We start from the raw sequence: 24,686 nt of genomic DNA, 5'->3' as shown, positions 1-24,686 counted from the left end.
GCCCCAGTATATGTGCCAAGCCGGATTCGCCCCTCGGGTCCATGCGCTAGACCGCGTTAAGCGGGTTGTGGCTCCGGCTCAGCTTCTGCTTCCTTGCCCCAGCGAGCGGCGTAGACCGCACAGATCATCAGCTGAATCTGGTGGAAAATCATCAGCGGCAAAATGTAGAGGCTGGCATCGGCACCAAAGATAACGGCAGCCATGGGCAGACCGGTGGCCAGGGACTTCTTCGAACCGCAGAACTGAATCGCAATGCGGTCCTTGCGGTCGAAGCCCATCTTATTTGCGATGAATCCGGACAACCGCAAAACGAATTCCACCAGCACGACCGAAAGCACACACAGGATGACAATGTCTCCTGCCGGCACCTTCGACCAGATGCCCTGCACCATGCCCTCGGAGAACGCCGCGTAAACGACCATTGCGATAGATAGGCGGTCAACGTTCTTAGTCGTCTTCGCGGCGGCAAACTTCAGGGTCCAACGGCGAGTGAGCTGGCCGATTGCGAATGGCAGCAGCAACTGCAGCGAGATATCCAAGAACACCGACGAATCCACATGAATGCCGCCGCCGGTGGCCATCAACAGCATCACCAGCACCGGTGTGACCACAATGCCCAGCAGGTTAGATGCCGAGGCACTGACGATTGCGCCGGCGACATTGCCCTTGGCGATGGAGGTGAAGTTCACACTCGACTGCACCGTCGACGGTGCCAGCGTCATGTACAAAATGCCCAGGTAGAGGCCAGGAGAAAGAATCCAATCCAGGGGTTTCATCAGCAGGCCGAGGATTGGGAACAGCACGAATGTGAAAGCCAGAATGGTTATGTGCAGCCGCCAATGCTTAACACCGGCCAACGCATCCTGCGGGCTCAGGCGCGCGCCATAGAGGAAGAACAAGAAGCCAATGGCGATCTTTGTGGCCCAGCTGAAAACCTCAGCGGTAGTGCCGCTTGCAGGAAAAATAATCGCCAGTATCGCTGCAGCAACGATACCGACGATGAGGGGATCTGGACGCCAATTCACAATTCGTTGCCACATGGACAAATAGCTTAGTGGGCAACCAGAGGTTGTCTTACTGTTTTGCAGAAGCTTTTCTCTGCAATAATTTTTTACTTCTTCTGCTCAGCTGCCTTGCGCAGCGCATCCTTGTCCACAGGCTTGAAAGTGGCATTCGCGGATGAGCCCTTGTCCGTGCACAGTCCTTCCAGACCACAGGAGCTGCAGCCACCGGAGACACCGCAGTCTGCTGCCGGGTTGTCGGAGCAGCAGGCATCATCAGCCGCAGTGTCGGTGGCATCAGTGGCGGCGGAGCCACAGCCACAGCCGCTGTCACCGTCGCCGCACCCACAACCGGAGCCGGACTCGGCGGAGACCTTGGCGTCGTAAAGCGCGATGGTGTGCGAGCCGATAGCCGCACCAATGCCGAGCATGGCGATACCGGCGAGCAGAGCGACGGCGTACCACAGCCACATCCAACCAGAGGCCTCCGGGCGGATGGCGAGGAAGCCGAGCATGGCGGCACCGAGGAAAGCGACAGCGGACACAGCCCACGGCGGGCCGGCAACGCGGTGCGTAATATCCCAGTTTTCCTGGGACTTTCGAGCCTCAGGCGCACGAATTCCGATCCAGTTATTACCCGGTAGCTTCGCCGACCATGCCAAACCAGCGACAACGGCTATGCAAACAGCCAGAACCAGGGTAATTACAGGGATGACAATCATGCTTCCAATTTATATAGGTGGTTGAGCACGTGCCAAACGCACCTATTAGACTGTGAGACCATGACCAACAGCGAAAAGTCCTCGTCCTCGGCAGAAGCCACCGACTACCGCTACTCCCCCGAGCTGGCGACTCAGCTAGAGGGAAAGTGGCAGGCGTATTGGAAAGATAACGGCACCTTCTACGCCCCCAACCCGGTGGGCGATTTGGCAGCTGCCGACGGATCGACTCCGCCGAAGGACAAGCTTTTCGTCCAGGACATGTTCCCGTACCCGTCCGGTGTCGGTCTGCACGTAGGCCACCCGCTGGGATACATCGCCACCGACGTCTTCGCGCGCTTCCACCGCATGCAGGGCGCAAACGTGCTGCACACCCTGGGCTACGACGCCTTCGGCTTGCCGGCGGAGCAGTTCGCAATCCAGACCGGTACGCACCCGCGCGTGACGACGGAAACGAATATCGCCAACATGGAGCGACAGCTGGGCCGCCTGGGACTTGGCCATGACCGCCGCCGTGTTTTCGCGACCACTGACCAGGACTACTACAAGTGGACGCAGTGGATTTTCCTGCAGATTTACAACGCCTGGTTCGATGAGGATCAGAAGAAGGCCCGTCGCATCGATGAGCTGATTCCACTCTTGGAGTCGGGCGAGATGGCTACCAAGGACGGTCGCGTCTACGCTGAGCTCAGCGAGACCGAGCAGCGCGAAGCAGTCGACGAATTCCGTCTGGTTTACCAGTCGAATTCGATGGTCAACTGGTGTCCGGGCCTCGGCACTGTGCTGTCCAACGAAGAAGTGACCGCCGAGGGCCGTTCGGAGCGCGGTAACTTCCCGGTGTTCCGCAAGCGGCTGGGCCAGTGGATGATGCGCATCACCGCTTACGCTGATCGCCTAGTCGACGACCTGGAGCTGCTGGACTGGCCGGACAAGGTCAAGTCCATGCAGCGCAACTGGATCGGCCGCTCCCGCGGTGCCGAGGTCGACTTCACAGCCGAGGTCGGCCCGAAGGTCTCCACCAAGATCAGGGTCTTCACCACTCGCCCGGACACTCTCTTCGGAGCCTCCTACATGGTGCTTGCTCCTGAGCACGAGCTGGTGGATCAGCTGGTCGAAGCCGGCAGCGGTTCCTACGAGGGCGTGGATGAGCGCTGGACCTTCGGCAAGGAAACCCCAGCCGAGGCCGTCGCCGCTTACCGCGCCGCAATTGCCTCCAAGTCCGACCTGGAACGCCAGGAGAACAAGGAAAAGACCGGTGTCTTCCTGGGCGCTTACGCCACCAACCCGGTGAGCGGTGAGCAGGTGCCGGTATTCATTTCCGACTATGTCTTGATTGGCTACGGCACCGGTGCCATCATGGCTGTCCCGGCCCACGATGAGCGCGACTACGAGTTCGCCACTGCCTTCGGTCTGCCAATCCGCGAGGTTGTTGCAGGTGGTGACATTGCAAAGGAGGCGTACGTCGGTAACGGTACGTGCGTGAACTCCGCCAATGATTCCGGCCTGGACATCAATGGCCTGGACAAGGACACCGCCATCGCCACCGTCATTGAGTGGTTGGAGAAGGAAGGTGCTGGTCACGAGAAGGTCCAGTACAAGCTGCGCGACTGGCTATTCGCCCGCCAGCGCTACTGGGGCGAGCCCTTCCCCATCGTCTACGACGAGGACGGTCACGCCCACGCGCTGCCCGAGTCCATGCTTCCGGTCGAGCTGCCAGAGGTCGAGGACTACAAGCCGGTCACCTTCGACCCGGACGATGCCGACACCGAGCCAAAGGCTCCACTGGACAAGGCCACTGACTGGGTCAATGTCGAGCTCGATCTCGGCGACGGCAAGAAGAAGTACCGCCGTGACACCAACGTCATGCCGAACTGGGCAGGTTCCTCCTGGTACCAGCTGCGCTACATCGACCCGAACAACGCTGAGGAGTTTGTTGACCTGGAAAACGAGCGCTACTGGACCGGCCCTCGCCCGGAGACTCACGGTAAGGACGACCCAGGCGGCGTCGACCTCTACGTCGGTGGCGTCGAGCACGCAGTGCTGCACCTGCTCTACTCCCGCTTCTGGCACAAGGTCCTCTTCGACCTCGGCTACGTGACCTCCAAGGAGCCGTACCGCCGTCTGTTCAACCAGGGCTACATCCAGGCCTACGCCTACACCGATGCCCGTGGTGTCTATCAGCCAGCGGATCAGGTTGTTGAGCGCGATGGTAAGTTCCTCATCCCAGGCGGTGCCGAAGACGGCTCTGACCTGGAGGTCTTCCAGGAGTACGGCAAGATGGGCAAGTCCCTGAAGAACGCCGTCTCCCCCGACGAGGTCTGCGACAACTACGGCGCTGACACCCTGCGCGTCTACGAGATGGCCATGGGTCCGCTGGACACCTCCCGCCCGTGGGCGACGAAGGATCTGGTCGGCTCGCAGCGCTTCCTCCAGCGCGCTTGGCGCCTGGTGGTCAATGAGGACTCCGGTGAGCTCGCCGTCACGGACGCAGCGCTTTCCGACGACGACCTCAAGGCGCTCAACCGCACCGTGGAAGGGGTTACCTCTGACTACGCAGAGCTGCGTGACAACACGGCCGTCGCAAAGCTCATTGAGTACGTCAACTACCTGACTAAGACCTACGGTTCGACCGGTGCACCGCGCGCCGCCGTGGAGCCGCTGGCCCTCATGCTTGGCCCTGTGGCGCCGCATATTGCGGAGGAACTGTGGAGCCGTCTCGGCCACACCGAGTCCCTGGCACACGGCCCCTGGCCGGCAGTTGACGAGAAGTGGCTGGTCGACGACACCGTTGAGCTGCCAGTTCAGATTAACGGCAAGGTTCGCGCTCGCATTGACGTGGCTACCGATGCTTCCCGCGAGGACATCGAGGCCGCCGCGCGTGCCGACGAAAAGGTTGTCGCAGCTGTGGAAAACGCCGGTGGCAATATCGTGAAGGTCATTGTCGTTCCGGGCAAGATGGTCAACCTGGTTGTGAAGAAGTAACCAGGGAGGCTAATGCGTACAAGAAAGTGTCTGGGTTTATGACAGTTTGAGGCCTAAAATCGACTCAAATTTGTCATAAACCCAGACACTTTCTCGCTTGAGACTTTCTCGCAAAAGCCTCAAGGGGTGGCTCCGAGGCTGGCCGCCTCTTACCCCTACTTAACGCCCAGAATCAGGACGCCGAATGTGGAGAGCATCCACATCAAAGTGAAGGGCATGAGCACCCAGCACATAGCGAGCCACGCGCGCCAGTTGCGGAAGTTTTTCCACTCCACGTAGGTCTGCCAAAAGCCCAAAAGGCAGCCGACCAGGGAGATTACGCCCGGGACAACGGGGAAAAGGATCTCCCAAGTGCGGGAGCAGAGGAAGCTGGACTTACCCGCATCGCAGGTGGGGCCACCGACAATGGCGCCGGCGATGCCAATAATGAGGCCCGCGAGCAGCGTCGTAAGAATCACACCCGCGGTGTAGATGTAGGCGCGCTTGCCGGAATACATCTTGCGCTCAAGCTCGTCGAAGATTTCATCCTCATTGCGCTCTGGTGTACTGCGCTTCGGTGAATTATCCACCATCTGCTCCCCTCGCCTCTAAATGCCGTCTGATGTGCCTGCCATACTAGGCCGGAGTAATCAGCATTGGCACCGGGCTGTGGCGAACGATGTGGTTAGTCGACGAGCCGATGAAAATTCGCCCGAATGGGCCAAGAGTAGACGAACCCAAAACGAGCAAGTCTCCCTTTTTCCATTTGATGGACTGAATGGCCTCTTCCCAACCGTTGCCGGAGGCTACTTCCGCATCAATGGAAAGGTCTGGGTAACGGGTATGCGCGCGGTCCATACCGCGGTCGAGCAGCCCCATAGCCTGCTCGCGCCACTCAATCATCAGGTCAGAGGAGGGGCCGTAGCCGTTCTCCGTCGGGTACATGGTCGCACCACGCGGCGTAAACGAGACCAAACGCAGGGGAACTTCCCAGCGATATGCCAGGTCAGCAGCCTTATTCAATGCGTGGTGCGACTGTGGGGTGTCAATGTAGCAAATGCTGACACGGGTCACACCGTGCTTAGAAAGCTTCGCGCCGGGGATAGCCAGCCCCAGTGGAGTTGGCGAGTAGTGCAGCAGCGCATCCGAAGTCGACCCCGCGGTAAAGCGACTGCGATTCTTGGCGGCCCAGTCCTTGGTATTGCTTCGGCGCGTGCCAAGCAGAACCATATCGGCTTCGAATTCTTCGGCTTCGTTGCAGATAGTTGTGGATTCGCTGGAGGATTCGATGATCCGTACGGCATCGTCGTCAAGCATGCCCTTGCGCAGGCCAGCGAGCTTTAGCTCATCCTTGATGATTTTTTCAAGAGACTCGGTTTCGTGGGAAACCCAGGAGTCATTGGTGCTCAACCGAGCCAGTGAGGTCAGCGGCCAGCCACGCGACAGTGCGCTGACAACGCGAATCTGCACCTTCGTGGTGCGAGCTAACCAAGCGGCGTAAGCAAGCGTTTCGGTGCCGTACTCGCCTGGACGCCACGCAATCATGATACGAAGCGGGCGGGAAGCCATCGCTAATCCTCCTGTGATTACTCAGAAATATCCAAGTGGTGCTTCTGGGTAATAGCCTACGTGGATAGGCGGGCATATTTAAAACGGCACCGAGGAAGTGTAAAAGCTATGTATCCTGCCTGTGGGCTTAAAGGTGGCAGGGCTAGCTGGAAAAGAGACTAGACGCTTGGGTTTGTCTTTGGGTGCTCCGGGTAGTTTTCGAGGATCTTGGACAGAATCGTCTCAAGACCAGCGCCAAACTCCAGCTCTTCCTGGGTCAGCGTGCTGAACATCTCAGCCATCTGCTGATTGCGCTCTTCAGAAACGCGGTGCAGCTCTTCACGGCCACGGTCGGTCAGTTCAACGCGGACGCCACGGCGGTCTTTGCTGTCGCGGACGCGCTCCACCATGCCGGCGACCTCCAAGTGGTGCACGGCGTTGGAGGCGGTGGGCATGCGGATGGCCTCGGCCTCAGCCAACTGGCTGATACGGCAGGCACCCAGTGCCTCCAGGGTCATCATGATGGACAGCTGCGCGCGGCTGAGCTGGGACTCCGAGGAGCGGCGACTGTAGAGCAGCTCAGCGCGAGTCAGGAGAGGGCGAATGCGCTTAGCGAGCGACAGAGGAGTAACGGCATCAGGATTGCCAATCGAGCCCGAAGATAATGTCATAGCGACGATGTTATATGCGAACAGTGCTAGTTGCCAATACGAAATTTATTTGGGGTGCTATTTATTTTTCTACAACTGGTGATTTCGGCGATGAAATCACCAGGAATTTTCCACCAAACATCTAAAACCCCAGTACAAAACATTAAACCTATCTGCGTATAAGGTTTTTCGGTGCTGGCAGAAACCCCCTAAAGTGTCACTTCTTCTGTACTTAGAACGTTGGGTTGGAGGTAGCCATACGGCTACTTTCGCGAATGCTTTTGGCTTGTGATATGTCTCGCAGATTCATCCTCGCGGGTGTATTGCTGTCAGCTTTACGACGACTGCAGCGCACGCATCCATGGCGGGGACGAGATGGGCGCAGCAGCGAGTAGGGCGAGAAGGCGTGGAAGAGACGCGGGGAGGATAGGGGAGAGAGAAGCACAAAAGCGCCAGCGGCTACCGCATGGGTAACCGGCTGGCACTTTTCAAGGCACATGCTCTCGGAGCTGCTCGCTTGTACTTTTGAGTGCTTGTACCTTTTAGTCTTCGCCCTTGATGAATGCTTCGAGCTGTGCTCGCGCAACATCGTCGGCAAGCTGCTTCGGCGGGGACTTCATCAGGTAGGAAGAAGCGGCGTAGACCGGGCCGCCGATGCCGCGATCCTTGGCGATCTTGGCAGCGCGAACAGCATCGATGATGATGCCAGCGGAGTTCGGGGAGTCCCAGACCTCGAGCTTGTACTCAAGGTTCAGCGGCACCTCGCCGAAGGCCTTGCCCTCGAGTCGGACGTAGGCCCACTTGCGGTCATCCAGCCAGTCCACCCAGTCCGACGGGCCGATGTGGACGTTGCGGTCGTCGATCTTGCCGGCCAGCGGACCGGTGAGATTGGAGGTGACGGCCTGGGTCTTGGAGATCTTCTTGGACTCGAGGCGGTCGCGCTCGAGCATGTTCTTGAAGTCCATGTTGCCGCCGACGTTGAGCTGCAGGGTGCGCTCGAGGCGAACACCGCGGTCCTCAAATAGCTTGGCCATGACGCGGTGGGTGATGGTTGCGCCGACCTGGCTCTTGATGTCGTCGCCGACAATCGGAACCCCTGCGTCTTCGAACTTCTTGGCCCACTCAGGGTCGGAAGCGATGAAGACCGGCAGGGCATTGACGAAAGCTACACCAGCGTCAATGGCGCACTGTGCGTAGAACTTGTCAGCCTGTTCTGAACCGACCGGCAGGTAGGAGACCAGTACATCGACCTTGGCATCCTTCAGCGCCTGAACAACGTCGACCGGTTCAGCCGGGGATTCGTCGATGGTGTCCGCGTAGTACTTGCCAACGCCATCCAGGGTCGGGCCGCGCTGAACCTCAACGCCGAGAGTCGGGACATCGGCAATCTTGATGGTGCAGTTTTCGGAGGAAACAATGGCCTCGGAGAGGTCCTTGCCGACCTTCTTGTCGTCAACGTCGAAAGCTGCGACGAACTCGACATCGGAGACGTGGTAGTCGCCGAAGACGACGTGCATGAGGCCAGGAATGGTCTCATCGGGCTTTGCATCGCGGTAGAACTCGACACCCTGCACCAGGGAAGAGGCGCAGTTGCCGACGCCGACGATAGCGACGCGAATTGAACTCATTTAGTAATTCTCCTTGAAACTATGTGCTCGGAGGCTTTGACCTCGCGCCGGGAACTCACACCGGGAACTCGCATCAAGACCTAGCATCAGAACCCCGCACCAGGGCCTTGCGCCAGCGGTGCGGCCGTGAGTGGGTGCGCGCATTGAGGTAACGAGCGTGACGTTATACCTTTATGCGTTGTTTGCCGATGCCCGAACCGTGAGGGGGCATGTGTTTACCGATAAAGCGGGGGTGAAACCAGCCCGCACGAGCCTGCTAATCTGTCTTCGTGATGACATGGCAGGGCGAGATTGATCACTCCTTGTTCAAGAAGCAGTTATTGGAGCAGTGGCGTGTAGGGGAGATTTCACGGAAATCACTCTGTGATGCCGATGCTCGGCTGGTCGCTGCCGCGCGTTTTCACGGCAGAAAGTCCCAGGAAGAGTGCCCAGTATGTCGCAAATTCGACCTCCGACTCGTATTCTGGGTGTTCGGAGAAAACTTGGGCCGTCGTTCCGGCTCTGCTTGTACTGAAAACGAATTATCCGCAATAGTTAATGAATATGGTTCGTGCACCGTCAAAGAAGTTGAGGTGTGCCCCGACTGCAAGTGGAGTTTCCTGACCCGGACACTTCAGGCAGCTCGAGAAGAGTCAGAAAACTAGGGAGAGCACCCGTGAGCAATGATCGACCCGATAGCCCAGGCGGTCCTAACAGCCCTCACGAGGGCCAGGGTTCTAATTCATCAGGCGAGTGGTGGGATCAGCCGGATGCTGATTCCTTCAATACGCACGCACGCTCCGATGACGCATCGCTTGACGACGATTCCAGCGACAGCATTGATGCTGTTTCGGTCGGTGGCAATGACGAGGGTCTGGCTACCGGTTCAGAGATGACGTCGGCAAGCGAGCCGGACCCGGAGAAGGGGCAGTACGCCCCAGATGACCTTGAACCAGATGACCATGAAGAGGAAAGCTCGATGGCGCAAGAAGAACAGCCGACTGATAATAAGCGGCGAATTTTAGCGTGGCTCGGTCTAGCCGTGGCGCTGGTCGTGCTGTTGCCGGTAGTTGTGTTCGGTGTTGCTTATGCGACAACGGACGTGCCGGAGCCAGAGGAGTTGGCCAATAGCCAGATTGCGGTGATTTATGACCGTTCTGGTGAAAAGGAAATCACGCGCATCGTCCCGGAGGGCGGTAACCGAAGCAACATCACTATCGACAAGGTGCCGGATGCTGTACGCAATGCAGTGCTGGCAGCTGAGGATCGTGATTTCTATACCAACCCGGGTTTTTCCTTGACTGGTTATGCCCGTGCGGCTCTGGGAGTCGTGACTGGTAATTCCAGTGCCGGTGGCGGCTCGACCATTACGCAGCAGTACGTCAAGAATGCTGTGGTGGGCAACGAGCGCACGCTGACCCGTAAGGCCAAGGAGCTGGTCATGTCGGCGAAGATGGCGCGGGAGTGGACTAAGGACGAAATCCTTGAGGCCTACCTCAACACGATTTACTTTGGTCGTAACGCATACGGTATCGCGGCAGCGTCGAAGGCCTACTTCGGTAAGGAAGTCGGTGAGCTGAATGCCGAAGAGGGTGCTGTGCTGGCAGCCTCGATTCAGCGTCCATCTGCACTGGATCCGTGGACTAACCGCCCGGAGGCTGAGCAGCGTTGGAACTACGTCCTCGATGGCCTGGTGGAGATGAACATCGTCTCGCCGCAGGACCGCGCGGGAATGCAGTACCCGGAGACCATCGATCCGGCGTTGGCGCCGAAGCAGGCTCCGGAGCCCGGCCCGGCTGCCATGATTAAGAATCAGGTTCTGGCTGAGTTGGAGCGCGAAGGTATCTCCGAGCAGGAGGTCAACACTGGCGGTCTACGCATTACGACGACCATTGACCCGACGGTGCAGCAGGCTGCCCTGGATGCGATGGAAAACTACGTCGATCAGTCAACGGGTTTGCGTGCCGCCATCGTTTCGGTGGAGCCGAAGACCGGTGCTGTCCGCGCCTACTACGGTGGCGACGATCCGACTGGTTGGGACTACGCAAACAGCGGTCTGCAGACCGGCTCTACTTTCAAGATTTTTGCGCTGGCAGCAGCTCTCGATCAAGGTATTCCACTGACCGCGCAGTACTCTTCGGCACCTGTGCAGTCCGGTAACGTCACTCTGCACAACGACGGCGGTGCCGGCGGTGGCGTGCTTCCGCTTTATGAGTCCCTGAAGCAGTCGCTGAACACCCCGTTTATTCGCCTGCAGCGCGACCTGAAGAATGGTCCGGATGACACCGCCAAAATGGCTCATCGTCTGGGCGTGGCTGAGTCCATCCCGGGTATTGAAAAGACTCTGATGGACGACAACGGTCACTCGCAGGACGGTATCGCCCTGGGTCAGTACCTCTCACGTCCGCTGGATATGGCCGTTGGTCTGGCTACCCTGACTAACGATGGCGTCTATCAGCAGACTCACTTCGTAGAGAAGGTCGAAAACTCCAAGGGCGAGATTGTTTACGAGTCCAACGCTGACAAGGGCGACCGTCGAGTTTCCAAGGCAGTGGCCACCAATATGATATCGGCCATGGAGCCTATTGCCGGTTACAGCAACAAGCCCTTGAGTGGTGGTCGCCCGTCGGCCGCCAAGACCGGTACTACGCAGTTGGGTGACACCGGCCAGAACAAGGATGCGTGGATGATCGGTTCGACACCGCAGCTGTCGACTGCAGTGTGGGTTGGCAACGTCGATGGTTCGGCGCTCTACAACTCCTATGGTGGCATCATGTACGGCTCGCAAACCCCGGGTGATCTGTGGAAGTACACCATGGATAACGCACTGTCTAACGAGGACTTTGAGTACTTCACCAAGCCGGAGCCAATCGGTGGTGTCGCAGGTGCGCCGCAGTACCAGGCGCCGTCGACCTCTGACTCTGGCTATGACCAGGGCTATGCCCCGGAGACCACAGAAGAGGAGTCGGCCGAGGAGTCGACCTCTGAGTCCTCCGAGGAGCAGCCTGCACCGCTTCCGGTTCCGGGTGGCGATGGCGGAGGCGGTGGCGGCGGAATCGCTGACCTACTGCCCATCCCGATTCCGGGAGGCGGTGGTTTCGGCGGTGGCAATGAAGGCGGCGGAGACCCCGGTAACCCTGGAGGTGGACAGTAAGTGGACACGTGGGTGATTTTCACCATCGTCTGCGTCGCGATTGGCTTCCTGATGTTCGGCACGGCCTTTTGGGGCTTCATGCAGAAGTGGAAACCGGCAATCATTTGGGCTCTGTGCCTGGCAGCTTTCCTATTCGCGACAGTCATTCCGGTGATTATTGCGTTGGCACATGCTTCCTCGACATCAATGTAGGACGCAGGCCAGGTAGTCAGTTGCTAGAGCGTTAACTGCCCACCAAGCACGCGACAACTTCACAATTCAAAGAGGCGCACGCAGTAGCTCTGTGTGCGTCTCTTTCTATTCGGCGCCCTGACACCGCTTGCCAGTACTGCTTGCCGATGGCGCCTGCGATTAGGACATATACCTCTGCCTGCGGTACCCTGGCAGGGTTGCTTGACGCAACGATCCTCCTGCTGCATAGCGGTTGGCATGAAAGACAGTGCCAGCGCACCACGCTGTGTAGCCGAAATACAAGAACTAGACCATAGGAGGTGATGAGGTCCGTGCGTCACTACGAAGTAATGATTATTATCGATCCGTCTCAGGATGAGCGCACCGTAGGCCCGTCCCTGGAGAAGTACCTCGACGTTGTCCGCAAGGAGAACGGCAAGGTGGAGAAGGTGGACATCTGGGGTAAGCGCCACCTCGCCTACCCGATCGAGAAGAAGGAAGACGGCATCTACGTTGTCGTCGACCTCACCTGCGAGTCCGCAACCGTGCTGGAACTCGACCGTCGTCTGAATCTGAACGACAGCATCCTGCGCACCAAGGTGCTGCGGGTTGATCGTTAATCTGCGTCATATTTGCGTAGCCAGAGTGCTCGAATGGGGCACACCGGTAATGCGAAAGCCGTAGGATAGCGGGCGAAAGCCCCATCATCAGCTCGACAGAATACAACCGAGGAGAAGAAGCATGGCTCAGGGAGACGTACAAATCACGGTGGTTGGCAACCTGGTTGCTGACCCGGAGCTTAAGTACACCCAGAACGGCACCGCCGTCGCGAACTTCCGCGTCGCGTCGACTCCGCGGGTGTACCGAGATGGCCAGTGGGTTGACGGCGAGGGCATGTTCCTCACCTGCAGCCTGTGGCGTGAGGCAGCGGAGAACGCTGTCGAAAGTCTCTCCAAGGGCATGCGCGTCATCGTCCAGGGTCGTCTGCGCCAGCGCAGTTACGAGACCCGCGAGGGCGAGCGTCGTACCGTCTTTGAGGTTGAGGTCGATGAGGTGGGCCCGTCCCTGAAGTTCGCTCGAGCTCAGGTCACGCGCACTCCACGCAACGGCGGTGGAAACTTTGGCGGCGGCAACCGCAGCCAGGGCGGAAATGCCGGTGGTGGTTTCGGCGGTGGCTTTGGTGGAAACCAGGGCAACCAGGGTGGACAGGGCGATCGCGGTTTTGGTGGCGGAGCTCCTGCGGAAGATCCGTGGAACTCAGCTCCTCCGGCCGGTGGCGGCTTCGGCGGCGATGAGCCTCCGTTCTAAGCTCCTTCCAGCCACGGCACTACGTGACTAGTTTGCAGCAGATTTAGCATCCACAATTCTCATAATCTTTTAAAGACATATCCAGCGAAAGGCAGGGATCATGAAGCTGATCCTCACCGCCGACGTTGACAAGCTCGGTGTCGCAGGCGACATCGTTGAGGTCAAGGCCGGCTACGGACGTAACTACCTGCTTCCTCGCGGACTGGCAATTGTTGCCACCCGCGGCGCAGAAAAGCAGATCGAGGGCATTCGTCGTGCCCAGGAGGCTCGCGCTATCCGCGACCTCGACCATGCACGTGAAGTCAAGCAGAAGATTGATTCGCTCGACAACGTCTCCGTTGCTGTGAAGGCTTCGGAAAATGGCAAGCTGTTCGGTTCTGTCACCAAGGGTGACATCGCCGATGCAGTTCGTAAGGCTTCCGGTCAGGCTATCGACAAGCGCGCAGTCGTGCTTGCTCCGAGCCAGATCAAGTCCCTTGGTAAGCACACCGTTGACATCGCGCTGCACCCGCAGATTACCGCGCATGTTTCCGTACAGGTCGTCGCCGCGTAAGTTCGCGGTTTAGAGTTTTTACTTTGACGGCGGCTGACGAGCACCGCGTTTAAAGACTGCGCGGGCTCTGAGGCCCAATGACAACAGCACACGTGAAGCTCTGATCTTTCGTAGTGAAAGGTCGGGGCTTTTCGTGGTTTAAGGCTGGTTTAAAGCCTTTTATGCAGGTGCTGGAAAGAGCGTCTACGACTTGTCCACAGGCTAACAATGATTTCTGTGGATAAACCTGTGGGTAACTTGCCTGGCTGCCGTGGATAACTCTTCTGGAGTGCACGAGATTTTTATTAATTCATCGTTAATAATCTCCGCATGAGCAGCATCGATGCTAAAGGGGTAACAGAGGATTACATTTGTGCAGGATTAAGGCAAATACGCACTGACCTGCGTAGATAGAATATTTTCGGGTTGAAACTCCGCTACCCCCGTTAACATTCAAGCGGCGGTTTAGGGTTACGGACCGTTCACCTGGACTTTTCTTGATTGTGCACATGTTCTCCCCAGGCTTATCCACAGGTGCTGTGGATAACTTCGGGGATAACCCCTGTCGAGGATTGTTTTCTGGGGCCTTAAAGGGTACTTTTACAGGTCCGTCAATCCGCTCGAGCAGGTATAACTGCGGTAGGTAGTCAGGTGTCCAATGCTGGCGGGCGGAACAGGCATATTGAGTGTGACGGTCAGTCAGCAACAGGGTTGAAAAGGCACCTAAGTGGTCCAGAAGGGGAGGAGCTGCTCACGATGAGTCAGCCTGTAGGTGATGGTGGTCATTCAGGAGCAGGGGACGAGGCGTCGTCCTACTCGGTGAATTCCCACGATGATTCCTTCGATGACGTTCCGCTGCCCCCGGAACCGCCGGTAGAGGATGCGCCACCGGAGGAGTATTCCTTCTCTCAGAGCTCGGGCAACGGATCGTCGGCAAGCGGATCTGGGGCGCGGGACTGGGAGCGAGACCGTGGTCGTGGCGCTCGTGCGAGTGCGGTCGCGGGCGCGACTTTTGAGCGCACCCCGCCGCACAATATCGAGGCGGAGCAGAGTGTGCTCGGCGCGATGCTGCTGAACTCAGAGGTCGTTGCGGATGTGTACGAGCAGCTGACACCGGAGGATTTCTACCGACCGGCGCACCAGACGATTTACTCGGCGATTTTGCACCTCTACGGTGAGTCCTCGGAAATTGACCCCATTTTGCTGGCAGGTCGTCTGGATCGAACTGGAGACCTGGAGCGCATCGGTGGTCCGCTGTACCTGCACACCTTGGCCTCCCTGGTGCCAACGGCGGCGAATGCGCAGTTCTATGCCCGCATTGTTGCGGAGAAGGCGACAATCCGTCGCCTGGTAGAGGCCGGCACGAAGATCGCCCAGATTGGCTATGCGGGCGCGGAGGACACGGAGCCGGAGCAGCTGGTGGATGAGGCGCAGCAGCTCATTTTCAGCGTTGGACGTGAGAACACGAAGAATGACTACGTTCCCATCGCCGATGTCCTGGATGACACGCTGGAGGAACTGGATCTTATTACCCAAAACGGCGGTCTGGCGCAGGGTGTGCCGACGGGGATTACCAACCTGGACAAGCTGACAAATGGCCTTCACCCAGGTCAGATGGTGATTATTGCGGCCCGTCCGGGTGTGGGTAAGTCCACGCTTGCAATGGACTTCATGCGTTCGGCCTCGATTCGCAACGGCATGACCAGCGCAATTTTCTCGTTGGAAATGTCGCGCAATGAAATCATGATGCGCATCATGTCCGCAGAGGCGAAGATCAACATGGCATCTTTGCGCTCCGGTGACCTGGATGAGCGGGACTGGACAAAGCTGGTCGAGGTCGGCGACAAGATTCGTGATGCTCCGCTGTTTATTGATGACTCGCCGAACCTGACCATGATGGAAATTCGCGCGAAGGCACGTCAGCTGAAGCAGAAGCACGATCTGAAGATGATCGTGGTCGACTACCTGCAGCTGATGAGCTCGGGTAAAAAAGTCGAGTCCAGGCAGCAAGAGGTCTCGGAGTTCTCCCGTCAGCTCAAGTTGTTGGCGAAGGAGCTCGAGGTACCGCTGATTGCAATTTCGCAGCTGAATCGTGGTCCGGAAGCTCGCACAGATAAGAAGCCACAGGTCTCGGACCTGCGTGAGTCGGGTTCGCTGGAGCAGGATGCCGATATCGTCATGCTGATTTACCGGCCGGACTCGCAGGAGGCTGACCATGAACGTGCTGGTGAGGCGGATATTATCGTCGCAAAGCACCGTGGTGGACCGACCGGAAGCATTGCTGTGGCCCACCAGCTGCATTACTCCAGGTTCGCCAACCTGGCGGAGGAGCCCAGCGGTTCTCTCTAGGTGCCTGGCCTAGCCACCCAGAATTAGTGCAATCCGGGTGGCTAGGTAAGGTGAGTGACAGTCAATAGGGCGAGTTTTCGTGCGTTGATGGTTTTGAAGGTTTTGAGGGTTACGCGGAGTCGTCGGGAAGCGGGGAAGCACTATGTCACCAACTGCCGCTCCCGTGGCAGCGGAGGCCAAAGCGAAAAGGCAGAAGAGTGCGCCGAAACAGCGCGTCGGTTGGGTAGATGCGGCTAAGGGGCTGTGCATTCTTTTAGTTGTGCTTGGCCATGCCATCACAGAGCTGCAAGCGCACGGTTACTACACGGCGCAGTGGGCGGGGATTAACTTCTTCCTCGGACCAATCCGTATGCCGCTGTTTTTCCTGCTATCTGGGCTGTTCGCCGGCAAGGCACTTAAGGAGTCGTGGCATAAGTTAGCCAATCGCCGAATCTGGGTGATGGTCTATCTCTACGTGATTTGGGTTCCACTGCGTGACTTCGTGCTTTTCCTCATGCCGTATACGCACGTGGATGCCGATGGCATAGTATCTCCGCCGCCGATCACGGACCACAGCGCGTGGGGGCCGCGAATTTACAACACGCTTCACGCGATCATCGAACCAACTTCCTACCTTTGGTTCCTGTGGGCGCTGGCGCTGTTCGCAATTCTCACACGAGCATTTCGCTGGGTACATCCGGTGATTCAGCTCATCGTTACAGGCCTCATTAGTGCATGGGCACCTTTTGCCTCGTCCAGCTGGTCGTGGGACTTTGTCACCAAGATGCTGTTCTTCTACGTGCTGGGCATGTACGGTGCGCCCTGGATTTTCCGGATGGCACAGCGTCGCAGCGGCCTCTCACTGCTAGTGACGCTGACGGCGTTCCTGTCGGTGGCGATCTGGGTGCAGGCGACCTACTCGAGCTTTAACGAAGGCAACGTCGGCTTCACCCGCGTGTACCTGTCCACCACTGGCGCACTGGCTGCAATCAATATTATGGCGATGCTGCAGAACACTCGCCTAGTTGTGCCCTTTGAAAAGGTTGGCGGCCGAACGCTGCCTATCTTCCTCATGCACATTCCAATGTTGGTTGTGGTCATGATTATTTGTGACCTCATTCTGCCGAAGGACCCACATTTGGTCATCATGACGCCGCTGGTGACTATCATTGCGGCGATGCTGTGTCTTGGTCTGCACAGGTTGCTGCTTGCCATCGGTGCCGGGTGGCTCTTTGTCCGTCCTGCGTGGGTAGTGCGCATGACTACGCCGGGGCAGCGTGCCCTTCAGCGCAGTCAGAATCCTTCTTCCCTGCCTGAAGGCGAGGCTCCGCGGCAGCCTAAGAGCGAACCTGCTTCCTAATTCAGCTCAACAAGGCGGTAGCGTGGAACCGGGAGCCGATCAGGCGGCAGAAGTGACACAGAGAATAGCCATGAAGAAATGAGAAAGCCATGCGTCTAGCAACGTTGCGATATCAGGGTGCAACCCGCGCCGCTGTTCTCGGCGACGGGGTAGCGGTCCTTTTTGATGACCACTGTCTCGGAGATGTGTTAGCGCGGCCAACGTGGCGTCGTGAAGCGGAAGAACTCTTGGCGGAGGCGGGGAACAACCCTGACAACGTCATGGCGGAGAGCGCGTGGGCGTTCGCACCGCTGATTACGCGGCCGGGCAAGATTGTCTGCGTCGGCCTGAACTATGCCGCGCACATCGACGAGATGGGGCACCAGCGCCCCGAGGTGCCGACGTTATTCGCAAAGTTTGCCGATGCCGTCGCTGGCGCGAAGGATGATATCCGAGTGCCGGAGGCCTGCGCGGAGAAGCTCGATTACGAAGGCGAGCTCGCGGTTATCGTCGGTGAGACCTGCTTGCGGGTGTCGGAGGAGCAGGCGCAGGACGCTATCGCTGGGTACGCGATTATGAATGACTTCACCCAGCGCGATTTCCAGTATGCCACCGCGCAGTGGCTACAGGGGAAGACGTTGCAGCGCGCCAGTGCTTTCGGGCCGTGGATGCTCACGGCTGATGCTTTCGATGCGGACTCCGCGCGGGTGCGCACATACGTCGACGGAGAGCTGCGCCAGGATGCACCGATTGCGGACCTTGTTTTCTCCCCGGCAAAGTTGATCGCCTACATCTCACAGTTCGTGCAGCTGAACCCGGGCGATGTCATCTCCACGGGAACGCCGGCGGGTGTTGGCCACGGCATGAGCCCGCAGACCTACCTTCAGGATGGCCAGGAAATGGTCATCACCATCGATGGCCTGGGTAAACAGGCCAACACTGTCCGCATCAACCACTAGCACGCGCCGCTTTACGACGTTCCCGCGAACCCGGCGGGAATGAAACGACCCCCGCGTGCGTTGTGGGAGACTAACGGGTAAAAACCTACGTAAAGAACGTGAAGTTAGAACACGACGTTAAAGAGTAAGAGGAGTTAGACCCATGGCAACTGTTGATATTACGAACGAGACTTTCGCTGAGACTATTCAGAACAACGACATTGTGCTCGTTGATGCCTGGGCATCCTGGTGCGGTCCGTGCCGCCAGTTCGCCCCGATTTATGAGAAGGCTTCGGAGAAGCACTCAGAGGTAGTGTTCGCAAAGCTGGACACCGATGCCAACCAGGAGGTTTCGGCGGCCCTGGGCATTCAGTCGATTCCGACGCTGTTTGTTTTCCGCGAGGGAATCCTGCTGTTCCAGCACTCTGGTGTGCTGCCGGAGGCCGCCCTGAGCGATCTGGTTGGCCAGGCTTCGGAGCTGAACATGGATGATGTCCGTGCGCAAATTGCCGAGCAGGCCGCACAGGATAGCGCTACCGAGTAAACTCTGCGGTTCAGCCCGCATACTGTGCGTTTTCCGACTTGGAGCACTTCCGCGTAAGCCCCCGCGCCTGAACTAGCCCTCAAGCGCGCGGGGGCTTTTTGTATCTAGTCCGCGCGCTGGCCACGAATGAGCCAGCCAATACCAAAGCCAGCGAGTGCTGCTACTAGCGCCCACAGGGCTGGAGCGACTTTGTTTGAGTCCTCCTCAATCGACAGTGGTGCGCTGGTGCGGGCGTGCTTTGTCTCCTTCTCACCTGTTGGCAGAACCTGCCCGTCTGGGAACACGTGCTTGACAGCTTCGGTGAGTTCGTTGGCGGTCAGGTTTTTGCCCAGAACCGCGATAGCGTAACGGTCATCGTCGCCAAGGAATCCGGCAGTGGTGTGCTGCTCTTCGTACCAACCGGACTTGTTGGCAATCGTTTCCTTCGGTAGCGCTGCACGCAGACCGAAGTTCTGGTCTGCATCGCCGTAGGAGTAGCGCGGCAGTGAGTACATCAGCTGACGCATGTATTTGGTCTCCGTGTCGCTCAGCCCGCCTTCTTCGCTCAGCATCCGGTCAAAGTAGGCAACCATGTCGGCTGGCGTACTGGTGGTGGCTCCCCACATAGGTGAGCCGACAGTCTTATCCGAGAGGCCGTAGCGCTGTCGGACATTGTCAACGATGCGTACACCGCCGTAGGAATCCCACAGCTCGTCAGTTGCTTCGTTGTTGGAGTATCGAATCATGTCGTCGCGCAGCATGGCGTCGGGGTTGCCCTCAACCGGCATATCACCCTGGCCAGCGACAATCTCGCCCTTCTTCGGCTGCGTGTAGTTGGAATAGGCCACAACGTCGGCGACGAATACCTTCATCAGGCTGGCGAGGCGAAAAACATCATCACAGTGTGAGTTGCAGATGAACTCACCGGTCTGGCGATCCAGAATGCCCATGCCGAGCATGCCGCCCTTAGCGTCGAACTTCTCAGTCACTTCGTCGAGACGAGTTTGCACGCCAAGGCCCCACTGGGTCTTCGCCCCTGGCACAAGTGGGGGAAACTCCTTCGGCTCACTTTTCACAGTGCTTTCCGACGGCTCCGTCGAGGACGTTTCCGATGTCGGTGAAGAGGTTTTCTCGGTCGACTTCTCAGCCGACTGTTCCGCCGACTTCTCTGCGGTTCGCCCTGTGCTCTTCTCGGGAGCCTTTTCAGTTGGCTTTTCGGTGGTCTTCTTGGTTTTTGCGTCGGAGGGCTTAGCCGGCTCCGTTGACGATGGAGCTGCTACGACTACCTGCGAAAATGCACCGGTATCGGTGGAGTCAGCAGTTGCGGTGACTGTCGCGTTAGCCAGCGGCGCAGTTGCTGACAGAGTAATTACCGCGGCGAGACTCGCGGCCAGTCCGCGGTACGTGCGTTGAGGGCAATGAACCATGTTTAGAGAGTTTACAACTCTGGGGGAGTCTTGCTTGTCGGTAACCAGCTCTTTCCGTTTGCCGAGAGAGAGCGAGCTAGCTCACGTACAATTTTTTAAGAGATGGAATCTTCTCGGTTCCGATTAGTTATTCCGCATATGTTGAGGAAGGTTGGATTTGCATGGCTAATCCATTTGCCAAGGGCTGGAAGTACATGATGTCTTCGTTCGATAAGAAGATCGAGGACAATGCGGATCCTAAGGTTCAGATTGCACAGGCAGCTGAGGCCGAGCGTCAGCGCCATCAGGAGATTCAGCGTCAGGCTGCGGCTATCATCGGCAACCGCAATCAGCTGGAAATGCAGCTGGGGCGGTTGACCTCTGAGCGTGACAAGATTACCGAGAACACCCGGCAGGCACTCGCCAATGCGGATCAAGCTCGTGCCAAGGGCGATGAGGCCACTGCACAGAAGATGGAAAGCACTGCTGAGGTGTTTGCCACCCAGCTGGTGAATGTTGAAAAGGAGCTGGAAAATACTACGCAGCTCCACCAGCAGGCCGTATCTGCTGCTGAGGAGGCACAGCGTCAGGCGCAGCAGTCGCAGGCTCGCTACGAGCAGATTAAGCAGGATATCCGCAAGCTGGAGTCGCAGGCCGATCAGGCCAAGATGCAAGAGACCGCGTCGAAGACTCTCCAGAGCATGCAGGGTATTTCCGAGGATCCGAATGTGCCGACTTTGGATTCGGTCCGTGAGAAGATTGAAGGCCGCTACGCCAATGCGTTGGGCGCTCAGGAGCTCGCGGAATCCTCACAGGCAGGTCGTATGGCTGAGATCGAGACTTCGACTCGCGATGCCGCTGCTGACATGCGTCTGGCCGAAATTCGTGCCCAGATGAATAATGAAAACGCTGCTCTCGAATCCGGTTCTGCCGCGAAGGATAACGCCGGCGAGCTGGAGGCCGCCGAGGCCGCCGAGGCTGTCGAGTCCGTTGAGGCCGTTGAGGACACCACAACGGACGCAGACGAAGCGAAGTAGCGTTCACCAGTTGCCAACAATCGCCAACAAGAAAGTGTCGGGGTTTATGTCAGTTTGAGCGGGAAAAACCACCCTAAACTGACATAAACCCCGACACTTTCTCGCGCCAGCAGCGACAGCAGCGACAGTAGCGCCAGCAGTGCTGAAGCCACCGAAACTGCCGAATCCGTGAGGCGCGCTATTACTCCAATTCGCCGTTCTTCCGCGCGAGCAGCACTCCGCGGATACCGGCGTGGAAACCATCGCGCAGATTGACGCGCTGCGTCTCCGTCAGCGTGTATTCGTGCAGGGTTTCGCACGCAAACTGCAGCAGCGGACGATCAATGTCCGGTGGCAGCCCACCACCAGAGAGCAAGTGGGCACTATCGCGCGCCTGCTCGTTCGCAATATTCTCGTACCACCAGTTCGCGTACTGCTGTCCCACATCGAACGGCGTCTGAAAACCCGCGGATGCCCACACCTCGTTCGGCAGGGGCACGTATCGACTACGCAGCTTCCTCCTTGGCGCCATCATCGAAGGATTCGGCCGCGGGCTTGGTTTCGGCGTACTCGTGTTGGCACCGTCTTCGCTTGTCGACGGCTCCGTCGCCGACCCCCCACTGCCAACTGCAGTCGACGACGCGGAATCGGAGGCAGACGCGCCTGCATGCTCGGCTCCGGTGTTGTTCACAGTGTCGTTACCAGCCCCACTGCCAGTGTTGACTGTCGCGCCGGGCATGGTCGCTGGAGAAGGCTGTGCTGGCTGCGTTGGCTGCGCTGGTGAGGCAGCCGAAACGCCCGAAGCAGCGGAATCCACCCGTGTAGCTTCCGAACCGCCGGTGCGCTCTACCTCAGCGCGGTGCTCAGCCTGCGCCGGGATTTCCCGGGCACCCATCTTGGCCGCGTGCTCGACCTCGTTGAACTTCGGCGAGTCGGCCTTGGCCGTCGGCGTGGCTGCGGCATTGTCTTCGCTGCGACAGTCGGAGTCGCTGTCAGCCGTGGGGGATGGCACAACGCGCTGGTCCTGCGGAACCTCCGGAGTGCCGGCCTCCGGCGAAGCAGCGTCACCGTCGGCGGCGGAGGGAGTGTTCTCCGTGCCGTCGTCAAGCGAGCCCTCGCCCGGAGGAGTGATGCGCGTATCCGGCACGCAGGTAGCGCCGAGATCTTCGATTGGTTCGGCATCGCCCAGCGGCTTATTCGTGCGGACGACCGGCGGGATTGGGCCTTCGAGGACATTGAGCTGCATGGCGTCGGCGAAGTCCTCGCGGGGATCGAGGATTGTCGTCGAATCGCAGGCATGGCGAAGTGCACCGGACATGGAGTCCCAGCCGAAGCCGTAGAGATGCACACGCACACCGGCAGCCGAAGCCTCAGCGACGCCGGGCAGCATGTCCGCATCGCCCGAGACCAGCACGATATCGGAAACTTGGTTGCGCAGGCCGGCGACAACCATGTCTGCGACGAGCCGAGTATCGACGGCCTTCTGCGTCCGTCGGTCACCCCATTCAATGAGTTGACCTGCGCGCAGCTGCACACCATCGATCGTGCGCAGTGAGCGCTGGTAACGATGCGGCCCCGACTCCGGGATGCCGTCGTACCAAAGTTGCCGCTGAACTGGCTGGTTCAGCTGCTGGTTAATCATTCGGTCAAGGACACTAACTACTTCTCTAAGGTCGATTTCTAATTGCCCGCGGGCTCCGGTTTCCCACGAGTTGTAAAAGCTCGCCAATAAATATGACGTATCGACGAACACCAATGTGCGTTCAAGCATGGCTCCTAATTCCTGATTCTTTATTAACTAAATAAGCAAACCGGTTACATCGACAAGGATGCCCGAATAATTCATTCTATGCGCTAAACATGTTTAACTTCAGGGACTATTCTTAATAAGCCGCATCACTTTGACCGCTCTTCGCGGGTTGGCAGGAGTGCGAGTCGACGAGAAGGCACCGATCAATTTAGGTATTGACGTGCAAAGAAATCGCCCCGCGAAGAGTACGACCACACAGGAGAAGGGGAGTTACAAACAGGTATGAGACGCTGGTTCGGCCTATTGGTTCTCATTACTGTGTTGGGACAAGCGGTTTTCAACGGCGGTCGCGTGCTGCTTTCTTGGCGAGTCCTCGATTTTGGCGGTTCCGCCGCCACCGTCGGCTGGTTCACTGCCGCATTTTCACTTGTACCTCTTATTATTGCGCTTCCCGCCGGCAAGCTTGTCGACAGTCATCGCGCCACCGAAGTCATGTACTCCGGTCTCGTCGCCACCGTCATCGCGGCAGCAGTAATGGCGCTCTCGCCGAACCTACCTATTCTTCTGCTCGGCTACGTGGCCCTGGGTTTTGCCCACATGACCACGCTCATCGCCGCTCAAGGCATGGTTTCGCACCTGCGTGGCGGCGTCGCCGGGCTCGATAGCCTCTTTGCTTATTTCACGCTCGGAATTTCCGTCGGGCAGTTCCTCGGCATTGTCGGTGCAGGTCTGCTCACTCCCAACCACGACGGCAGCACTATGACCGCTACAACTTTCGCGCTCTGGGTGATGACGGGAATCGGCGCGGTCGCCCTGATCATCGGCTGGCCGGTCGCAACTGCTTATCGACGGCACGAAGCGAATGCAGCCGCCGAAGTGCAAGCTGCTAGCTCAACTGAGCAATCCCCGGCGTCGCCTGTTAGCGACCGCAGCCGGATGGACGAGAGCCGGCCGGCGCAGGCCGAAGCCAGCGGCGCATCGGTCTTAAGCATCCTGCGTATCGACGGCATGTCCAGCGCCATGGCTGTATCAATTGCGGTCATCGTAGCCATTGACCTGTTGACGGCATATGTGCCGGTGCTGGGACGCGAACTGGGCTTTAGTGTTGCCGAGGTGACGGTAATCCTTGGTGCGCGTAGTGGCCTCGCGATTATTTCCCGAGCCCTCATGCCGACTGTTTTGCACCGAGCTAATCGCAATCGAGTCCTTATCATTGCAGTTTGTGCCGGTGTCCTGCCGCTTTTGGCAATGCCGTGGCTACAGAGTGCGTGGCTGATGGTTGTCGCAGTTGGTATCTGTGGCTTGGCGTGGGGTTTTGTCATGCCCATGTCAATGACGTGGGTGAGCTCCCTGGTGGATGCCGAGGTGCGCGCTCAGGCGCTATCCATCCGACTGATGGGTAACCGCTTGGCGCAGGTCATCCTGCCGCCGGTTGCTGGTTTGGGTGCTACCGCGATGGGTGCAGGCAGCGTGTTTCTGGGTGCGGGTGCGCTGATGGGGGTCGCGTCTGCCACTGCTTGGCGACGACTCGCAGGTGACAAGGCGGCTCTGACTAAGTAATTGGTCGATTGCTGAGTTGCTGAAAAGTAGCGCCCGAGCCGTAGGAAGGCTCAAATCTGGCGTACAGAGTTAACTAAAGTGATTCGTTTTCCAGGTTCTACCAGCGGATTCGCTTAAATAGGGGCATGTGTGTAATGTATTTGGAGGTCAGCGTGGCCAGGCAGTTTATGTGTTT

21 protein-coding genes are annotated in these 24,686 nt (G+C 58.4%); 13 read left to right on the top strand and 8 right to left on the bottom strand.

Annotated elements, in window-relative coordinates; genetic code table 11:
- Positions 1-56: 56 nt before the first annotated feature.
- Both HMPREF2920_RS00745 and HMPREF2920_RS00740 read right to left on the bottom strand, forming a co-directional pair.
- On the bottom strand, positions 57-1,040 hold the full coding sequence (locus tag HMPREF2920_RS00745) for a bile acid:sodium symporter family protein (protein WP_016421713.1): 984 nt from the start codon (positions 1,038-1,040) through the stop codon (positions 57-59).
- A 71-nt stretch (positions 1,041-1,111) separates the two neighbouring features.
- Positions 1,112-1,723, bottom strand: coding sequence for an SdpI family protein (locus HMPREF2920_RS00740; protein ID WP_049170086.1), 612 nt, complete (start codon positions 1,721-1,723; stop codon positions 1,112-1,114).
- Positions 1,724-1,783: 60 nt separating this feature from the next.
- Between HMPREF2920_RS00740 and leuS the strand changes: the two genes are divergently transcribed.
- Positions 1,784-4,702, top strand: a complete 2,919-nt coding sequence (gene leuS / locus HMPREF2920_RS00735) for a leucine--tRNA ligase (protein WP_048733159.1) — start codon at positions 1,784-1,786, stop codon at positions 4,700-4,702.
- Positions 4,703-4,857: 155 nt separating this feature from the next.
- Here leuS and HMPREF2920_RS00730 read toward each other — a convergent pair whose 3' ends face one another.
- From HMPREF2920_RS00730 to HMPREF2920_RS00715, 4 genes are all read right to left on the bottom strand, one after another.
- Positions 4,858-5,274: a hypothetical protein gene (locus tag HMPREF2920_RS00730; RefSeq protein ID WP_048733161.1), complete on the bottom strand. Its 417-nt coding sequence runs from the start codon at positions 5,272-5,274 to the stop codon at positions 4,858-4,860.
- Between the two features lie 43 nt (positions 5,275-5,317).
- Positions 5,318-6,250: a universal stress protein gene (locus tag HMPREF2920_RS00725; protein WP_070600952.1), complete on the bottom strand. Its 933-nt coding sequence runs from the start codon at positions 6,248-6,250 to the stop codon at positions 5,318-5,320.
- Positions 6,251-6,408: 158 nt separating this feature from the next.
- Positions 6,409-6,900, bottom strand: coding sequence for a MarR family winged helix-turn-helix transcriptional regulator (locus HMPREF2920_RS00720; protein WP_016421708.1), 492 nt, complete (start codon positions 6,898-6,900; stop codon positions 6,409-6,411).
- A 521-nt stretch (positions 6,901-7,421) separates the two neighbouring features.
- A complete protein-coding gene (locus HMPREF2920_RS00715) occupies positions 7,422-8,507 on the bottom strand; it encodes an inositol-3-phosphate synthase (protein ID WP_016421706.1) in 1,086 nt (361 codons plus the stop codon).
- A 272-nt stretch (positions 8,508-8,779) separates the two neighbouring features.
- Here HMPREF2920_RS00715 and HMPREF2920_RS10690 point away from each other — a divergent pair, with 272 nt between their 5' ends.
- The 10 genes from HMPREF2920_RS10690 (at position 8,780) to trxA (ending at position 18,800) form a co-directional block, all read left to right on the top strand.
- Complete coding sequence (locus HMPREF2920_RS10690) at positions 8,780-9,151, top strand: DUF5318 family protein (protein ID WP_224784051.1); 372 nt, start codon at positions 8,780-8,782, stop codon at positions 9,149-9,151.
- 11 nt (positions 9,152-9,162) lie between these two features.
- On the top strand, positions 9,163-11,640 hold the full coding sequence (locus HMPREF2920_RS00710) for a transglycosylase domain-containing protein (RefSeq protein WP_070549572.1): 2,478 nt from the start codon (positions 9,163-9,165) through the stop codon (positions 11,638-11,640).
- The gene (locus HMPREF2920_RS00705; RefSeq protein WP_016421704.1) at positions 11,641-11,832 is read left to right on the top strand and encodes a hypothetical protein; all 192 of its coding nucleotides are present in this window, start codon (positions 11,641-11,643) and stop codon (positions 11,830-11,832) included.
- Positions 11,833-12,143: 311 nt separating this feature from the next.
- Positions 12,144-12,431: a 30S ribosomal protein S6 gene (gene rpsF / locus HMPREF2920_RS00700; RefSeq protein ID WP_005511978.1), complete on the top strand. Its 288-nt coding sequence runs from the start codon at positions 12,144-12,146 to the stop codon at positions 12,429-12,431.
- A 121-nt stretch (positions 12,432-12,552) separates the two neighbouring features.
- Positions 12,553-13,119: a single-stranded DNA-binding protein gene (locus HMPREF2920_RS00695; protein WP_049170077.1), complete on the top strand. Its 567-nt coding sequence runs from the start codon at positions 12,553-12,555 to the stop codon at positions 13,117-13,119.
- Between the two features lie 100 nt (positions 13,120-13,219).
- On the top strand, positions 13,220-13,672 hold the full coding sequence (gene rplI, locus HMPREF2920_RS00690) for a 50S ribosomal protein L9 (RefSeq protein WP_005511982.1): 453 nt from the start codon (positions 13,220-13,222) through the stop codon (positions 13,670-13,672).
- Positions 13,673-14,407: 735 nt separating this feature from the next.
- Positions 14,408-16,000 (top strand): replicative DNA helicase, encoded by a 1,593-nt coding sequence (gene dnaB / locus HMPREF2920_RS00685; RefSeq protein ID WP_049170075.1) that lies wholly within the window; start codon positions 14,408-14,410, stop codon positions 15,998-16,000.
- Between the two features lie 142 nt (positions 16,001-16,142).
- A complete protein-coding gene (locus tag HMPREF2920_RS00680; protein ID WP_049189420.1) occupies positions 16,143-17,339 on the top strand; it encodes an acyltransferase family protein in 1,197 nt (398 codons plus the stop codon).
- 89 nt (positions 17,340-17,428) lie between these two features.
- Positions 17,429-18,277: a fumarylacetoacetate hydrolase family protein gene (locus tag HMPREF2920_RS00675; protein WP_016421701.1), complete on the top strand. Its 849-nt coding sequence runs from the start codon at positions 17,429-17,431 to the stop codon at positions 18,275-18,277.
- A 142-nt stretch (positions 18,278-18,419) separates the two neighbouring features.
- Positions 18,420-18,800 carry a thioredoxin gene (trxA, locus tag HMPREF2920_RS00670; protein WP_016421700.1) on the top strand — a complete coding sequence of 127 codons (381 nt, stop codon included), beginning with the start codon at positions 18,420-18,422 and terminating at the stop codon, positions 18,798-18,800.
- Between the two features lie 104 nt (positions 18,801-18,904).
- Here the strand turns inward: trxA and HMPREF2920_RS00665 are convergent, their stop codons facing one another.
- On the bottom strand, positions 18,905-20,206 hold the full coding sequence (locus tag HMPREF2920_RS00665; RefSeq protein ID WP_070549571.1) for a serine hydrolase: 1,302 nt from the start codon (positions 20,204-20,206) through the stop codon (positions 18,905-18,907).
- A gap of 161 nt (positions 20,207-20,367) precedes the next feature.
- Here HMPREF2920_RS00665 and HMPREF2920_RS00660 point away from each other — a divergent pair, with 161 nt between their 5' ends.
- The gene (locus HMPREF2920_RS00660; RefSeq protein ID WP_070600950.1) at positions 20,368-21,222 is read left to right on the top strand and encodes a PspA/IM30 family protein; all 855 of its coding nucleotides are present in this window, start codon (positions 20,368-20,370) and stop codon (positions 21,220-21,222) included.
- Between the two features lie 181 nt (positions 21,223-21,403).
- Here HMPREF2920_RS00660 and HMPREF2920_RS00655 read toward each other — a convergent pair whose 3' ends face one another.
- The gene (locus tag HMPREF2920_RS00655) at positions 21,404-22,972 is read right to left on the bottom strand and encodes an NYN domain-containing protein (RefSeq protein ID WP_070853971.1); all 1,569 of its coding nucleotides are present in this window, start codon (positions 22,970-22,972) and stop codon (positions 21,404-21,406) included.
- Between the two features lie 261 nt (positions 22,973-23,233).
- Here HMPREF2920_RS00655 and HMPREF2920_RS00650 point away from each other — a divergent pair, with 261 nt between their 5' ends.
- Positions 23,234-24,511, top strand: coding sequence for an MFS transporter (locus HMPREF2920_RS00650; protein ID WP_070600948.1), 1,278 nt, complete (start codon positions 23,234-23,236; stop codon positions 24,509-24,511).
- Positions 24,512-24,686 lie beyond the last annotated feature (175 nt).

This window comes from Corynebacterium sp. HMSC075F02 (assembly GCF_001838335.1).
Taxonomy (GTDB): domain Bacteria; phylum Actinomycetota; class Actinomycetes; order Mycobacteriales; family Mycobacteriaceae; genus Corynebacterium; species Corynebacterium jeikeium_D.
This window is presented reverse-complemented; position numbering and strand designations above follow the sequence as displayed.

Excerpts from the sequence above, each read along its gene's own strand:
- HMPREF2920_RS00745 (WP_016421713.1), bottom strand. The coding sequence starts at position 1,040 with ATGTGGCAACGAATTGTGAATTGGCGTCCAGATCCCCTCATCGTCGGT.
- HMPREF2920_RS00740 (WP_049170086.1), bottom strand. The coding sequence starts at position 1,723 with ATGATTGTCATCCCTGTAATTACCCTGGTTCTGGCTGTTTGCATAGCC.
- leuS (WP_048733159.1), top strand. The coding sequence starts at position 1,784 with ATGACCAACAGCGAAAAGTCCTCGTCCTCGGCAGAAGCCACCGACTAC.
- HMPREF2920_RS00730 (WP_048733161.1), bottom strand. The coding sequence starts at position 5,274 with ATGGTGGATAATTCACCGAAGCGCAGTACACCAGAGCGCAATGAGGAT.
- HMPREF2920_RS00725 (WP_070600952.1), bottom strand. The coding sequence starts at position 6,250 with ATGGCTTCCCGCCCGCTTCGTATCATGATTGCGTGGCGTCCAGGCGAG.
- HMPREF2920_RS00720 (WP_016421708.1), bottom strand. The coding sequence starts at position 6,900 with ATGACATTATCTTCGGGCTCGATTGGCAATCCTGATGCCGTTACTCCT.
- HMPREF2920_RS00715 (WP_016421706.1), bottom strand. The coding sequence starts at position 8,507 with ATGAGTTCAATTCGCGTCGCTATCGTCGGCGTCGGCAACTGCGCCTCT.
- HMPREF2920_RS10690 (WP_224784051.1), top strand. The coding sequence starts at position 8,780 with ATGACATGGCAGGGCGAGATTGATCACTCCTTGTTCAAGAAGCAGTTA.
- HMPREF2920_RS00695 (WP_049170077.1), top strand. The coding sequence starts at position 12,553 with ATGGCTCAGGGAGACGTACAAATCACGGTGGTTGGCAACCTGGTTGCT.
- rplI (WP_005511982.1), top strand. The coding sequence starts at position 13,220 with ATGAAGCTGATCCTCACCGCCGACGTTGACAAGCTCGGTGTCGCAGGC.
- dnaB (WP_049170075.1), top strand. The coding sequence starts at position 14,408 with ATGAGTCAGCCTGTAGGTGATGGTGGTCATTCAGGAGCAGGGGACGAG.
- HMPREF2920_RS00680 (WP_049189420.1), top strand. The coding sequence starts at position 16,143 with ATGTCACCAACTGCCGCTCCCGTGGCAGCGGAGGCCAAAGCGAAAAGG.
- HMPREF2920_RS00675 (WP_016421701.1), top strand. The coding sequence starts at position 17,429 with ATGCGTCTAGCAACGTTGCGATATCAGGGTGCAACCCGCGCCGCTGTT.
- trxA (WP_016421700.1), top strand. The coding sequence starts at position 18,420 with ATGGCAACTGTTGATATTACGAACGAGACTTTCGCTGAGACTATTCAG.
- HMPREF2920_RS00665 (WP_070549571.1), bottom strand. The coding sequence starts at position 20,206 with ATGGTTCATTGCCCTCAACGCACGTACCGCGGACTGGCCGCGAGTCTC.
- HMPREF2920_RS00660 (WP_070600950.1), top strand. The coding sequence starts at position 20,368 with ATGGCTAATCCATTTGCCAAGGGCTGGAAGTACATGATGTCTTCGTTC.
- HMPREF2920_RS00655 (WP_070853971.1), bottom strand. The coding sequence starts at position 22,972 with ATGCTTGAACGCACATTGGTGTTCGTCGATACGTCATATTTATTGGCG.
- HMPREF2920_RS00650 (WP_070600948.1), top strand. The coding sequence starts at position 23,234 with ATGAGACGCTGGTTCGGCCTATTGGTTCTCATTACTGTGTTGGGACAA.